13 protein-coding genes are annotated in these 14460 nt (G+C 61.6%); 8 read left to right on the forward strand and 5 right to left on the reverse strand.

The genetic code is table 11. The features are described from left to right. Nucleotides 1-33: 33 nt before the first annotated feature. Nucleotides 34-1410 carry an L-serine ammonia-lyase gene (locus KJY40_RS05750; protein WP_230735521.1) on the reverse strand — a complete coding sequence of 459 codons (1377 nt, stop codon included), beginning with the start codon at nucleotides 1408-1410 and terminating at the stop codon, nucleotides 34-36. A gap of 135 nt (nucleotides 1411-1545) precedes the next feature. Here KJY40_RS05750 and KJY40_RS05755 point away from each other — a divergent pair, with 135 nt between their 5' ends. Then, the gene (locus KJY40_RS05755) at nucleotides 1546-2493 is read left to right on the forward strand and encodes a LysR substrate-binding domain-containing protein (protein ID WP_011332523.1); all 948 of its coding nucleotides are present in this window, start codon (nucleotides 1546-1548) and stop codon (nucleotides 2491-2493) included. 200 nt (nucleotides 2494-2693) lie between these two features. Further along, on the forward strand, nucleotides 2694-3101 hold the full coding sequence (locus tag KJY40_RS05760) for an HPF/RaiA family ribosome-associated protein (protein ID WP_007957262.1): 408 nt from the start codon (nucleotides 2694-2696) through the stop codon (nucleotides 3099-3101). Between the two features lie 71 nt (nucleotides 3102-3172). Here KJY40_RS05760 and fecA read toward each other — a convergent pair whose 3' ends face one another. From fecA to KJY40_RS05775, 3 genes are all read right to left on the reverse strand, one after another. Next, nucleotides 3173-5506 carry a TonB-dependent Fe(3+) dicitrate receptor FecA gene (gene fecA / locus KJY40_RS05765; RefSeq protein WP_230735524.1) on the reverse strand — a complete coding sequence of 778 codons (2334 nt, stop codon included), beginning with the start codon at nucleotides 5504-5506 and terminating at the stop codon, nucleotides 3173-3175. Nucleotides 5507-5596: 90 nt separating this feature from the next. Then, on the reverse strand, nucleotides 5597-6514 hold the full coding sequence (locus tag KJY40_RS05770; RefSeq protein ID WP_407681988.1) for a DUF4880 domain-containing protein: 918 nt from the start codon (nucleotides 6512-6514) through the stop codon (nucleotides 5597-5599). Between the two features lie 8 nt (nucleotides 6515-6522). Then, nucleotides 6523-7011: a sigma-70 family RNA polymerase sigma factor gene (locus KJY40_RS05775; protein WP_230735528.1), complete on the reverse strand. Its 489-nt coding sequence runs from the start codon at nucleotides 7009-7011 to the stop codon at nucleotides 6523-6525. A gap of 176 nt (nucleotides 7012-7187) precedes the next feature. Between KJY40_RS05775 and KJY40_RS05780 the strand changes: the two genes are divergently transcribed. The 6 genes from KJY40_RS05780 to KJY40_RS05805 all read left to right on the forward strand — a co-directional run bounded on the left by KJY40_RS05780 (nucleotide 7188) and on the right by KJY40_RS05805 (nucleotide 13494). Continuing rightward, a complete protein-coding gene (locus KJY40_RS05780) occupies nucleotides 7188-7493 on the forward strand; it encodes a DUF3649 domain-containing protein (RefSeq protein WP_085698515.1) in 306 nt (101 codons plus the stop codon). Then, complete coding sequence (locus tag KJY40_RS05785; protein WP_230735530.1) at nucleotides 7490-9079, forward strand: PepSY-associated TM helix domain-containing protein; 1590 nt, start codon at nucleotides 7490-7492, stop codon at nucleotides 9077-9079. Before KJY40_RS05780 ends, KJY40_RS05785 begins: the two co-directional genes overlap by 4 nt. Next, nucleotides 9080-9406: a DUF3325 domain-containing protein gene (locus KJY40_RS05790; protein WP_230735531.1), complete on the forward strand. Its 327-nt coding sequence runs from the start codon at nucleotides 9080-9082 to the stop codon at nucleotides 9404-9406. A gap of 1 nt (nucleotide 9407) precedes the next feature. Next, a complete protein-coding gene (locus tag KJY40_RS05795; protein ID WP_230735533.1) occupies nucleotides 9408-9974 on the forward strand; it encodes an RNA polymerase sigma factor in 567 nt (188 codons plus the stop codon). After that, on the forward strand, nucleotides 9971-10960 hold the full coding sequence (locus KJY40_RS05800) for a FecR family protein (RefSeq protein WP_230735535.1): 990 nt from the start codon (nucleotides 9971-9973) through the stop codon (nucleotides 10958-10960). The genes KJY40_RS05795 and KJY40_RS05800 overlap by 4 nt, the downstream gene beginning before the upstream one ends. Before the next feature lie 104 nt (nucleotides 10961-11064). Continuing rightward, nucleotides 11065-13494, forward strand: a complete 2430-nt coding sequence (locus KJY40_RS05805) for a TonB-dependent siderophore receptor (protein WP_230735536.1) — start codon at nucleotides 11065-11067, stop codon at nucleotides 13492-13494. Here KJY40_RS05805 and KJY40_RS05810 read toward each other — a convergent pair whose 3' ends face one another. Further along, nucleotides 13495-14370 (reverse strand): helix-turn-helix domain-containing protein, encoded by an 876-nt coding sequence (locus tag KJY40_RS05810; RefSeq protein WP_230735539.1) that lies wholly within the window; start codon nucleotides 14368-14370, stop codon nucleotides 13495-13497. It abuts the gene before it with no gap. Between the last annotated feature and the right edge of the window lie 90 nt (nucleotides 14371-14460).

Below are 14460 nucleotides of genomic sequence, written 5' to 3' on the forward strand. Positions count from 1 at the left end.
GCTCACGTGTTACGGGCGGTCAGGGAGTGCTCCTCAGCACTCCACCCAGCTCACGGCCAGGCCGCCCCGTGAAGTCTCTTTGTATTTGTCATGCATGTCGGCGCCGGTATCGCGCATGGTGCGGATCACCCGGTCGAGGGAAATGAAGTGTTTGCCGTCGCCGCGCAGGGCCATTTGCGTGGCATTGATCGCCTTCACGGCGGCGATGGCGTTGCGCTCGATGCACGGCACCTGCACGAGTCCGCCGACCGGGTCGCAGGTCAGGCCGAGGTTGTGTTCCAGGCCGATTTCGGCGGCGTTTTCCAGTTGCTCCGGGGTGGCGCCAAGTACATCGGCCAGACCTGCAGCGGCCATCGCGCAGGCCGAACCGACTTCGCCCTGGCAGCCGACTTCGGCACCGGAGATCGAGGCGTTTTTCTTGCACAGAATGCCGACGGCAGCGGCGCCGAGGAAGAACGCGACCACGTCATCGTCGGACGCGTCCGGATTGAATTTCATGTAGTAGTGCAGGACGGCCGGGATGATCCCGGCGGCCCCGTTGGTCGGCGCAGTCACCATGCGCCCGCCGGCGGCGTTCTCTTCGTTGACGGCGAGGGCGAACAGGTTGACCCACTCCATCGCCGACAGCGTCGAACTGATGACGTTCGGCTTGCCGATTTCCAGCAGGCTGCGGTGCAATTTCGCCGCACGACGCGGAACATTCAGACCGCCGGGCAGGACGCCTTCGTGACGCAGGCCTTGCTCGACGCATTCGCGCATCACCGACCAGATGTGCAGCAGGCCCTGACGGATCTCGGCGTCGCTGCGCCAGGCCCGTTCGTTGGCCATCATCAGTTCGGAAACCCGCAGGTTGTGCTGCTTGCACAGCGCCAGCAGTTCGACGGCGCTGGAAAACTCGTAAGGCAACTTGACGTCGCCGGCCGGCGCTACGCCGGATTCGGCTTCGGCCGCTTCGATGATGAAACCGCCGCCGACCGAGTAGTACGTCTGCTCGAACAGTTGGCCGGATGCGCCAAAAGCCGTCAGCGACATGGCGTTCGGGTGGTAGGGCAGGCTCTCGTCCAGCAACAGGAGATCGTGCTGCCAGTTGAAGGCAATCGAACGCTCACCGGCCAGCGACAGTTGGCCGGTTTCGCGCAGTTGCAGGATGCGTGGCTCGATGGTCGACGGATCGATGCTGTCCGGCCATTCGCCCATCAAACCCATCACCGTCGCACGATCAGTGGCGTGGCCGACACCGGTGGCCGAGAGCGAGCCGTACAAACGGATTTCCACCCGCTGCACATCGTTCAGCAAATGCTGGTCGATCAGGGCCTGGGCGAAGGTCGCAGCGGCACGCATCGGGCCGACGGTGTGGGAACTGGACGGGCCGATGCCGACTTTGAATAGATCGAAAACACTGATAGCCATGCTAAACCCTTACAAGCAATGGAGTAGGAATCGCTGCCATTTTTTGTAGGACAAGCGCAATGTCGGCGATACTGCCTACCTCGCTTCAACGTGACTAACGAAACTTCCTAAGTAAGCCTTTAGCAGGACTAAACCATGAGTCGTCAATTGCATGCCCAGACTTACGTCTGGCTGCAGGTGTTTTCCTGTGCCGCGCGGCACCTGTCGTTCACCCGTTGTGCCGAAGAACTGCACATCACGCCGGGGGCGGTGAGTCAGCAAATCCGACAGCTGGAAGAGCGCCTGGGCTTTCGTCTGTTTCACCGCCGCGCGCGGGGTGTGGAGCTGAGTGCGGAAGGGCAGCGACTGGCGATCACGGTCAACGAGGCCTACGGCAGTATCGATGCGGAATTGCGTCGGCTGGATGCGGGGATGATCAGCGGGATTCTGCGAGTCCGTTCGATTCCATCGTTCCTCAGCAAATGGCTGACCCCGCGCCTGCCGCGCCTGCAACAACGTTACCCGGACATCCAGCTGCGGCTGGTGGCCGAGGACAGCAGCGTGCCGTTGCATGAAGGGGATTTCGACCTGGCCATCGACCTGAACGACGGCAGTTATCCGGGACTGTTATCCACAGCCTTGCTCGATGAGCAGATTTTCCCGGTGTGCGCGCCGGGCCTGCTGCGCGGACGGCCGCCGCTGCACGGGCCGGCGGATCTGGTGCATTTCCCGCTGCTGCACGACATCACTGCCTGGCGCGGCAGCTATGAATACGCGGAGTGGGAATTTTATCTGAATGCCATCGGTTTCGAGGGCGCCGATGTGCGGCGCGGGCACACGTTCAATCGCAACCACCTGACCATCGAAGCAGCGATTGCCGGCATGGGCGTGGCGATTGCCCGGCGCACGTTGCTCAACGACGAGCTGGAGCGAGGGACGTTGATCGTGCCTTTCGGGATTTCGGTGCCCAATCACAAGCGCTATGTCCTGCTTTACGCGCCGGGGGCGTTGAGCCATCCGGGCGTGCGTGCGGTGCATGACTGGCTGGTGGAAGAGGCGGGGATTTTCCGCAGCCTGCACCCGTTGGGTGATGGCCAATTGTGAGCAGATTTTTCGGGGCGGCGGGGCGACCCAACTCCCGACCTTACCAGCGCTTTACTCGGTTGTCCGGCTTTTTTTGCGTATGAATATTTATCTTTTTTAAGGGGTTGAAATGTTCGTCCGGCGGGCCGATTGTTGTAATCAAGAGGTCACGAAATCCTGTTCCAGGCCTCTTGCGAGCTAGCTGAAATAAGGGATGAACTATGCAAATCCAAGTCAACAGCGACAACCATATTCAAAGCAGCAAACGACTGGAGGAGTGGGTACGCACCACAATTGAGAGCACGCTCGACCGTTATGAGGAAGACCTGACCCGTGTCGAAGTCCATCTGAGCGACGAGAACGGTGAAAAGCCGGGTCCCCATGACTTGCGCTGCCAACTGGAAGCGCGGCCAAAAGGCCATCAACCGATTTCCGTCACCCACAAAGCCGATTCGCTGGAACAGGCGATCGATGGTGCAGCCGAAAAACTGGAGCACGCGCTGGAGCACCTGTTTGGCAAACTGCGCGGCAAACCGCGAGCCGCTGTGGTGCCATTCACAAGCAAAGCCAATGACAAACTGTTGGCGGAAGAGTTTGACGAGAACGAACAGGCAGCGATCAACAGTTGATGCGCTGATTTTCCAAGCCACCCAATGAGAAAGGGCCTGCAATTGCAGGCCCTTTCTGTTTTCAGCAGGGATCAGAACGCGACGGAGGTCTGCACGTACACCGTGCGCGGCTCACCGACATACTTGCCCTTGTTGTTGTCATCGAACGAACGGGTGAAGTACTGGGTGTTGAAGATGTTTTTCAACCCCACCGCCACGTTCAGGTCCGACAGTTGCGGGCCGAAGTCATAACCGGCGCGGCTGCTGAACAGCATGTAGCCCGGGATCTTGCCGGTGCTGCCGTCGGCGCTTTCTTTCGAGGTGTTGGCGTTGTCGGCGAACTGGTCGCTCTGGAAGCTGCTGTCCAGGTTGAGCTTCCATGGCCCTTCGGTGTAACCGACGCCGATCGTGCCTTTGTGTTTCGACGAGAACGGCACACGATTGCCCTTGTTCGGCCCGTCTTCGCGGATAGTCGCGTCGACATAGGCGTAAGTGGCGTAGACATCGAAGCCGGCCAGCGCCGGACTCAGGTCGTCGAGCGCGTAATTGACGCTGGTCTCGATACCCTGATGGCGGGTTTCGCCACGGGCGATCACCGAGTCGTTGGTCTGGTTGCTTTCGTACTGGTTGTCGAAGTTGATCAGGAACGCGCCGATCTCCGCTCGCAGCGCACCGTTGTCGTAACGGGTGCCGACTTCCCAGGTGCGGGCCTTCTCCGGTTTCACTTCGCCGCTGCTGACGCGGTTGGGCATCTGGCTGTATTGCACGCTGCCGAACGAACCTTCGGTGTTGGCGTACAGATTCCAGCTGTCGGTCAGGTGATACAGCACGTTCAACGCCGGCAGCGCGGTGTTGTAGTCGCCCTTGTATTTGACGTTGGTCAGGTTGTTGGTCTGTTGCGATTCGATCATCTCGTAGCGCACGCCCGGGGTGATCGTCCACTTGCCGATGTCGATCCGGTCATCGACGAAGAACGCATTGGCTTCGGTGCCGCCGCGGGTGTCGCGGTCATTGCGGCTGTTGGTGGTCGGGTACTCGTTGCTGGCGATTGGTGTGCGATAGCGCAATTCGTGGCCGGCTTCGTTGATGTAGCGATAGCCGACGCCGACTTCATGGCTGGTGGCGCCGAGGTCGAAGCCTTGGGCGAAGCGGGTTTCCAGACCGCGAACCCAGTATTCGCGCGGCGACAGCGACAGGAACGTGCCCTGATCCAGATAACCGCTGCGCAGGGTCTTGGTGAAGAAAGTGTTGGCGGTGAATTCGCGACGATCCTCCTGATAGCGATAGCCGAAATTGAACATCGTGCGACGGCCCCAGAACTGGTCTTTCGGCCGGGTCGACTGATACGGATCGGCATCGTAGTCGGCGACGTTCAGACCGCCGGGCATGTCGGCCTTGCCTTCGTAATACTGGGCCATGGCGTTGAAGCTGTTGGCTTCGTCGAGCTGATATTTGCCCTTCAGGATCAGGTCGTCGATTTCCGTGTCGCTGTGTTCGCGCCAGTCGCCACCGCGAGTGCCGGAGTACAGCAACGCGCCGCCCAGGCCACTGGCGTTGGTGCCACCGGCCAGCAGGTTGGCGCTGGTCTTGAAGCCGTCATGGCTGGACGAAGGGCTGGTTTCAGTCTGGAACCCGCCATTGACAGTCGGTTCGTCCGGAATCGCCCGAGTCACGAAGTTGACCACGCCGCCGACGTTCTGCGGGCCGTAACGCACGGCGCCGCCACCACGCACCACGTCCACGGCGTCCATGTTGCCCATGCTGATCGGCGCGAACGACAACTGCGGCTGACCGTAAGGCGCAAACGGCACGGGAATGCCGTCCATCAACACCGTCGAACGTGCAGCCAGACGCGGGTTGAGACCGCGAATGCCAAAGTTCAGCGCCATGTCGTGACTGCCGGTGCCGTTGTTTTCCGGGGCGTTGACGCCGGGAATGCGGTTGAGCACGTCACGGGCCTGGGTCGCGCCCTGGCGTTCGAATTCTTCGCGGCGGATCACGTCACGGGCGCCGGGATGTTCGAAGATGTTGACCTGCGCGGCCTCGCCCAGCCAGTCACCGACCACTTTCGAAGTGTCCAGCTCCAGGGCGTTGTCATTCGACGGTTGCAGGCTGAAGGCATTGCCGCCCTCGGCGCGGGCTTGCAGGCCGGTGCCTTCAAGCAGTGCGTTCAAACCTTGCTCCGCTGTGTAGTTGCCTTCGAGGCCACGGCTTTGCACGCCGCTGGTAACTTGCGAGCCGAACGATATCAGCACACCGGCTTCACGGCCGAACTGGTTGAGGGCGTTTTCCAGCGACGACGGGGCGATGTGATAAGCCTTGGTGTCGGCAGCCTGCGCAAGGGGCAGGGCGCTGAAGCTCAGGCTGGCGCCGAGGACGAGGTTGCGCAGGCTTCGGGCCAGCGGCGTGAGGCGGGTGGGGTGCATGGAGGACGGTCCTGAGAAGGTTGAATCAAGGGGGCTTTCCTTCTCTGTCACGCCAGATCTGAAAAACGGCTCATTTATTTTTGCGACTGATCAAACCTTGGCTTCGACCGTCACCCAGTAGCGAGTAAAACGCTTAACTTTCACAGGCAGGCTGATTTCCAGCATATCGAGAATCCGCTCGCTGTCGTCCAGTGGATAAGTCCCGGAGACCAGCAAATCAGCGACTTTCGCATCGCAATTGAGCTGCCCGCGACGGTAGCGGCCGAGTTCGTCGAGGAAGTCGCCCAGACGCATGTGCGCGGCCACCAGCATGCCGTCGGCCCAGGCACCGCTGTTGGCGTCCAGCGGTTTTGCCGGGCTGACGCCGGTGCTGCTGAAACTCAGTTGTCGGGCGACCTGCAGCAGCATCGGCGCGCGACCTTGTGCGTTCAATTCGACCCGACCTTCAAACAGTGCGATCTGCGTGCGGTCGGCAAACTGACGCACGTTTATTCGCGCGCCCTGGGTTTTCAGCACGCCTTGGGCGGTTTGTACTTCGAAGGATTGAGTGGCGGTCAGCAGCATTTCGCCTTCGAGCAGACGGATCAAGCCATCGCCCCGGACATCCGCCGCACTCGCGGTGTTGAGCTGCAACTGGCCGCCGGCACCGAGTGATATCTTGCGTCGCTGACCGAACGGGCTGCGGTAATCGGCCAGCAGCGATGGCAATGGATTGTGCTCGCGCATGCCCCAGGTGACCGCCGAGCCGGCGCCGAGAATCAGCAACAATTTGAGTGCCTGACGACGGCTGCCGGACTTCGGCGCATTCAACGCGGCGTGGGCCAGTGGCGACGACAATCCGCGCAATCGCGAATTGACCCGCTGAATGTGCTCCCACGCGCGGCGGTGTTCGCTGTGGGCATCGATCCATTGTTGCCAGGCTTGTTGCTGACGCGGGCTCAATTGGCCCTGCTGCATTTCCAGCAACCAGTGCACCGCCTGTTCGGCGACCTGCGCGGAAAAATCCATCGACGGGTTCACAGGGCGAAGTAGCAGCGCATCGCCGCTTTGTTCAAGTGACGTTTGACCGTGGCCACGGAAATGCCCAGTTCAGCGGCGATCTGCAGATAGGTCAGGCCATCGACCTGCGCCAGCAGAAATGCACGTTTGACTGCGCGCGGCAGACCGTCGAGCAACTGATCCAGCTCCATCAGGGTTTGCAGGATGATGGCTTTTTCTTCTTCCGAAGGCGCAACCATTTCCGGCATCTGCGCGAGGGTGTCGAGGTAGGCGCGTTCCAGATCCTGGCGGCGGTAATGATTGAACAGCACGCGCTTGGCCAGGGTGGTGAGAAATGCGCGCGGTTCGATGATCACCGGAGGCTCGCGGGCGGTCAGCACCCGGATGAAGGTGTCCTGAGCGAGATCGGCGGCGCTGTCGGGGCAGCCGAGTTTGCGCCGCAGCCAGCCGGTGAGCCAGCTGTGGTGGGCCTGGTAGAGCGATTCGACAGGATGGGCGGACGACAACGGCATCACTCCGGGCGCATGCGGGATGCGTTAGAGAACAAGAATGGTTCGCATTGTAGGGCTGCGAGTGATGCCCGGCAATCAGACTCTTTTGCGTATGAGAATATTTATCATTAATATCGCATGCCTGTCGTCTCGATCTGTTGATCGGGCGTTAACCGTTTCAGGGTCGAAACATGAAAGCCAAACTCGCCACTCTCCCCATGTCCTATCGTCTGGCCGTCACTTCGCGAGTGCTTGCGGCGGTGTTCGGCGGCTATCTGGTCGCGGCGCTGGCCAGCGTTACGCTGACCCTGTGGCTGCCGTTGAACCGCGCGGAAGCGGTAGTGACCGGCATGACCGTCTCGTTTCTGGTCTATCTGGTGGCGGTGCTCTGGTGTTTCGCCTGTCGCACGGCGTGGTCGGCGTGGGTCGGTCTGCTGGTGCCGAGCGTGATTCTGGCGACCGTTTCCGGGGCTGCACGCGGTCTGGGGCTGGCATGAAAGAGGGCTTTCGTCAGGCGATGGCCTGGCTGCACACCTGGACCGGGCTGATCTTCGGCTGGCTGTTGTTCGCGATTTTTCTGACCGGGACCCTGGCCTATTTCAAGGACGAGATCAGTCACTGGATGCAGCCTGAGATCACCGCCCACCCATTGAATGCCGAAAAAAGCCTGGCGCTGGCCCAGCAGTATCTGCAACAACAGGCCCCCGACGCGTCACGCTGGATCATTGGCCTGCCCGACGCCCGCGATCCCGGCCTGAGCGTGGGCTGGCAACAGGTGCCAGCCAAGCCCGGCGAGCGCGGCGCATTCACTCGCAAGACCCTCGACGCGCAGACCGGTGCCGAAGTACAGGCCCGTGAAAGCATGGGCGGCGAGTTCTTCTACCGCTTCCATTTCCAGCTGCAGATGCCTTATCCGTGGGGCCGCTGGCTCTCCACGATCGCCGCGATGGTGATGTTCGTCGCGCTGATCACCGGGATCATCACCCACAAGAAAATTTTCAAGGACTTCTTCACCTTCCGCCCGCGCAAGGGCCAGCGTTCGTGGCTCGACGGGCACAATGTGGTGGGGGTGCTGGTGCTGCCGTTTCATCTGATGATCACCTACAGCAGCCTGGTGATTTTCATGTCGATGGTGATGCCGGCGAGCATTCTGGCTTCGTACGGCAACAACGTCCGGGCGTTTTACGACGAGGTATTTCCCGCCTCCAACATTCCCGAGCGTGCCAATCAACCGGCGACACTGGCACCGCTGGCGCCCCTGTTGCTGGCGGCCAGCGAGCAGTGGTCGGGCGGGCATGTCGGGCGTATCAGCGTGAACAATCCGGGCGACGCCAACGCCTCGGTGGTGATGTCCCGCGCGGGTTCCGATCGTGTGGTGAACGATTCCGGCAGCGCCGTGACCTTCAACGGTGTCAGCGGGCAAGTCATTGGCAGCGTGCCTGATCAGCCGATGGCGATGGCGGTTGCCGGCAGTTTTTACGGCTTGCACATGGGCCACTTTGCCGGACCGGTGTTGCGTTGGCTGTATTTCATCTGTGGTCTGGCGGGCACGGCGATGATCGGCACCGGGCTGGTGATCTGGCTCGGCAAGCGTCAACTCAAGCATGCCAAGACCGGTGTGATGCCTTTCGAGTTGCGGCTGGTGGAAGTGCTGAACATTGCCAGCATGGCCGGACTGGTAGCGGCGGTCGCGGTGTTCTTCTGGGCCAATCGCCTGCTGCCGGTGAGTCTGGCCGGGCGTGACGACTGGGAAGTGAACGCGTTTTTCATCGCCTGGGGACTGAGCGTTCTGCACGCCATATTGCGACCGGGGCGCAAGGCCTGGGTCGAACAGTTGTCGCTGGGGGCTGCACTGTTTGTCGCGGTGCCGGTTCTCAATGGACTGACCACCCCTTATCACCTCGGCGTGACAGTGCCTGAAGGCGACTGGGCCTTGGCCGGTTTCGACCTGACGTGTCTGGGCAGCGGCATCTTCCTCGCCTGGGTCGCCCGGAAAATGCAGCGCGCCGGGCACACCGTCAACGTGAAAAAGCCTGCCCGTGAAAAGGCTCGGCCAATCACCCTCGAGCAAGGGGCGAACTGAATGCTGCTGGCGCTACTGCTCTGCTATTGCGCATTCACGGCGCTGTGCCTGGCGATGCCCCGGCATCACGAAGAACTACTGGGTCACAAACCTTCGGCTCGCCGTCGGCAGGGTCTGAAACTCTCGGGCTGGCTGTTGCTGGGGCTGTCGCTCTGGGCGGCGATTTCCGAGAAGGGCTGGAGCTTCGGCCTGGTCGACTGGTGCGCGGTGTTGATGCTCAGCGCGCTGACTCTGGTGCTGTTGCTGCCCTATCGCCCACGCCTGGCATTGACCATGGCCGGGCTGAGCCTGCTCGCCAGTCCGGTCGCTGCGTGGGCCTTGAACTGACATGCTGATCGGCCTTCCTCCCGAGCACCGCGACGACGAACCCCATGGCGCCCGTGCGCATTTTCTTCAGGTGTTCCTGTCCCAGCGTTCGCAGATGGAAGCGCTGGTGAATCGGCGCGTCGGTTGCCGGGCGACGGCGGCGGATCTGGTGCAGGACCTGTTCCTGCGTTTCTGGCGTCGGCCGCTGGTGCAGGTCGAAGAGCTCAGCACGTATCTTTTGCGTTGCGCCGGCAATATCGCCATCGATCATTTGCGCAGCGAAGGTGCGCGGGTGCGGGTCAACGAAGGTTGGCAACCGGACGAGCCGGACAGCAGCGCCAGCGAACCGCAGGCCGCGCTCGAAGCGGGCAACGATTTGCGTCATGTCGAAGCGGCCTTGCGCGCGTTGCCCGAGCGCACGCGGCAGATCTTTTTGCTCAATCGCATCCACGGGCGCAAGTACGCCGAGATCGCCAAGGCCATGGGCCTGTCCCAAAGCGCCGTGGAAAAACATATGATGCGCGCCCTCGAGGCCTGCAAGGCCAGCCTGCGCGAACCCGCGCCACGCACGCCAGGGAAAGCACCGTGAATCACACCGACCGCGTCATTCCGACGCCCGCCCAGGAACAGGCCGCTTTCGCCTGGCTGAGCCTGCTGCATGACCGCCCCAGCACCGGTGATCAACTGACTTTCAGTCAATGGCTGCACGCCGATCCAGCTCACGCCGAGGCCTATGCCCAGGCGCAAGTGGTGTGGGAGTTGAGCGAAGGGCCGGCGCGCACCTTGGCCGATGAAGACGCGCTGGCGTTGCAGGGGTTGCTCGATGCGATGGATCGACCGCGTCGTCCGCAGGTCCGGCGTTGGGCCGGAGCACTGGCCATGGCGGCCTGTCTGTTGTTGATGATCAGCCTCGGCAACGGTTGGCAGCCGCAGCGCTGGATCGATGATCTGGGCGCCGATTACGTGTCGGCACCAGGCGAGATCCGCACCGTGACCCTGGCCGATCAATCGCAGGTGACACTGGACGCCGACAGCGCCATCGCCGTGGATTTCAGTCACGGCGAGCGGCATGTGCAATTGCGCCGAGGGGCCGGATTTTTCAGCGTGACTCACACGGGCGATCCCTTTGTGGTCGAGGCCGAGAAAGGTCAGGCGCGAGTGCTTGGCACGCAGTTCGAAGTGCGCCTGCAACCTCATGGCGCACAAGTCACCGTACTGTCAGGGCGCGTCGGTGTGACGGCGGCTCCTGATGCCGAGCAGCAGATTCTCACCGCCGGCCAGCAAGTGGCGTACGGCGCAGGCACTGCGGAAAAACTGCATACCGTGGACAGCGAAGCGCAACTGGCGTGGCGGCAGGGCTGGCTGACTTACTACAAGTCGACACTGGCCGATGTGGTACAGGATCTGCGGCGTTATTACCCCGGACGGATCGTGTTGCTCAACAACGAACTGGGCGCGCGCAAGGTCAGCGGCAGCTTTCCGAGCAAGGATCCGCAAGCCGTATTGAACTCGCTGCAAGGGGTGTTGGGATTCGAGCAGCATCAGGTCTTGGGCAAGCTGATCATCCTGCGCTGAAAATATTTTCAACTTTGTGGTGAGGTAAACCCGGATGCCATCCGTGTAGTGACTGAAACTGCGAGTCATTCGCATCCGTTGCGGTTCTACACAGGTCATGAGCAATGAAGTCCAGGGCAAAATCGGGTTCGGTCAAACAGTGGTTAGGCGTTTCGGCCTTGAGTTTTTCGGCATTGGCCCTGTTGCCGATGAGCGTGGCGCTGGCCGCTGAATCCGTCAGCAGTCAGCCGCAAAAGCAGTTCAGTTTTTCCCTGTCCGCCAAGCCGTTGCCTCAGGCCCTGAGCGACTTCAGCCGCGTCACCGGGCAGAGCGTGGTCTACACCGATGAGGCGCCGTATGGCCTGACCGCACCTGCGATCAACGGCCAGATGAGTGCCGAACAGGCGCTGCAACGTCTACTCACCGGCTCCGGCCTGACCTTCCGCCGCACCGACAGCCACACTCTGGCGCTCGAACCGCAACCGACCGCAGGTGCGTTGAACCTCGGCGCGACCAACATCACTTCGGTGGTCAACCAGCCGATGAGCTACCAGCCACCGGAAACCAGTTCGGTGATGCGCTCTTCCGCTTCGCTTCAGGAAATCCCCCAGACCGTCAACGTGATTCCGGCCCAGGTCATTCGCGATCAGGCACCGCGCAATCTTGATGATGCACTGGCCAACGTCAGCGGCATCACCCAGGGCAACACTTTGGGCAGCACCCAGGATTCGGTGATGACCCGCGGCTTCGGCGACAACCGCAACGGCTCGATCATGCGCGACGGCATGCCGGTGGTGCAGGGCCGTGGCATGAACGCGACTGTGGATCGCGTCGAAGTGCTCAAGGGCCCGGCCTCGCTGCTCTACGGCATTCAGGACCCGGGCGGCGTGGTCAACATGGTCAGCAAGAAGCCTGAACTGACCCAGTACAACGCCCTGACCCTGCGCGGCTCGACCTATGGCGACGGCAAGAATGGCAGCGGCGGCTCGTTCGACAGCACCGGTGCGCTGGGGGATTCCGGCCTCGCCTATCGCATGGTGCTGGACCACGAAGACGAAGATTACTGGCGCAACTTCGGCACGCATCGTGAAACCCTGATCGCGCCGTCGCTGGCCTGGTACGGCGAGCGCACCAAGTTGCTGTTCGCTTATGAGCACCGTGAATTCCTGACCCCGTTTGATCGTGGAACCCTGATCGATCCACGCACCAACCATCCGCTGGACATCTCGCGCAATGAGCGGCTCGACGAGAAATTCAACGACATGGAAGGGCGCTCGGACCTCTATCACTTCGAGGCCGATCACGAGCTCAACGACGACTGGAAAGCCCATTTCGGCTACAGCTGGAACCGCGAAACCTACGACGCCAGCCAGGTCCGCGTAACCGCGATCGACACCAAGAAAGGCACCTTGACCCGCAGCATGGACGGCACCCAGGGCGCGATCAGCACCGACCGTTTCACCACCGCCAGCCTCGAAGGCAAGGTCAACGTGCTGGGCATGCAGCATGACCTGGTGTTCGGCGTCGACGACGAGTACCGCAAGATCTACCGTGCCGACCTGATCCGCCAGAAAAGCCTGAGCACCTTCAGCTACGTCAACCCGGTTTACGGCCGCGAAGTCGAAGGCACCACCGTCAGCCCGGCGGACAGTGCGCAAACCGATCTGCTGCGCAGCGATTCGGTGTTCCTGCAGGACTCGATCCACCTCAATGACCAGTGGATTCTGGTGGCCGGCGTGCGCTTCCAGGAGTACGACCAGTACGCCGGCAAAGGCGTGCCGTTCAAGGCCAACACCGACAGCAACGGCCAGAAGTGGGTGCCGCGCGCGGGTCTGGTGTATCGCTACACCGACGCGTTGTCGTTCTACGGCAGCTACACCGAATCGTTCAAACCCAACTCGACCATCGCCCCGCTCAGCGGCAGCAGTACCGTGCTCGACGGCAGCATTGCGCCGGAAGAAGCCAAATCCTGGGAGCTGGGCGCGCGCCTCGATATTCCGGGGCGTGTCACCGGCAACATTGCGCTGTTCGACATCAAGAAACGCAACGTGCTGGTGGCCAATGCCGAAGGCCCGACCACGATTTACAGCGCCGCCGGCGAAGTGCGTTCCCGTGGTCTGGAAGTGGATCTCACCGGCCAGCTCAGCGACCGCTGGAGCATGATCGGCAGCTACGCCTACACCGACGCCGAGGTCACGGAAGATCCGGACTACAAAGGCAACAAGCTGCAAAACGTGGCGAAAAATACCGGCTCGTTGTCGGCGGTCTATGACTTCGGCAGCGTGATCGGCGGCGATCAACTGCGGGTCGGCGCCGGTGCGCGGTATGTCGGTGAGCGAGCGGGTAACGCGGTGAATGATTTCGATCTGCCGAGCTACACCGTGGCCGATGCGTTCGCCACATACGACACCAAGGTTGAAGGGCAGAAGGTCAAGTTCCAGCTCAACGTGAAGAACCTGTTCGACCGCACTTACTACACCTCGGCGGCGAGCCGCTTCTTCGTATCGATGGGCGACTCGCGGCAGATTTCGTTGTCGAGCACGCTGGAGTTCTGATCAGCGCAAAAACGCCTGGCGATACTCGCCGGGCGTTCCACCCAGCACCTGGCGAAAGCGGTTGGTGAAGTGGCTGGCACTGGCAAATCCGCACGCCAGGGCAATCTCCCCCAACGGCAACGCCGTGCCCCGCAACAACTCCCGGGCCCGGCTCAAACGTCGCGCCAGCACATACTGATGCGGCGGCAGGCCGAAGCTCACCCGGAACATCCGCGCAAAGTGGTATTCCGACAACGCACACAACCCCGCCAGTTGCCCGAGGCTGATCGGCTCGGCCAATTGACTGTCGATGAACTCCACCAGATGCCGACGTTGATGCGGCGCCAGCCCACCCTTCAGGCGCAAACCCTGACGCACCCCGACCTGGCTGAGCAAGGTATGACTGATCAGTTCGTGAGCCAGGCTGCTGGTCAGCAGACGCTCACCGGGCTCGTCCCAGTTCAGGGTCAGTAACTGGCGAAACCGTCGTGCCTGTTGTGGATCTTCCAGAAAAGTCTGTTCGCGCAGCTGCATTTCCCGGGGCTCGCGATCAAGCAGCGTGACGCAGCCCAGTGCAAATTGTTCAGCGCTGAAATACAGGTGGGCCAGACGAATATCACCGTTGATGACCCACCCTGATTCATGATCGGCCGGCAGGATGCACAACTTGTCCGGGCCGCCCTTGTTACCGGGCTCGCCTCGGCGGAAGGTGCCGGTGCCACCGGCGATGTAGCAGGAGAGGGTGTGATGGCTCGGCGCTTCGTATTCCTGGGCGTCGTGGTGATTGGTCCACAAAGCAGCGGACAAGCCGTCACCCAACTCGGCGCTGTGCACAAGGCGTGCATTGGGCGAGTTGTTGAGGGCTTGAAAGACTTGCAGGGTATCGATGGCGGCCATGGTCGGTTCTCTTCAACGCCTTGCATCCTACTCCGTAGATTTCGCGCTGCCAGCCTGCGCGCCGACAAAAGCGCAAGTTTATGCAAGCGA

The sequence above is a fragment of the Pseudomonas fitomaticsae genome (assembly GCF_021018765.1).
Lineage (GTDB): Bacteria > Pseudomonadota > Gammaproteobacteria > Pseudomonadales > Pseudomonadaceae > Aquipseudomonas > Aquipseudomonas fitomaticsae.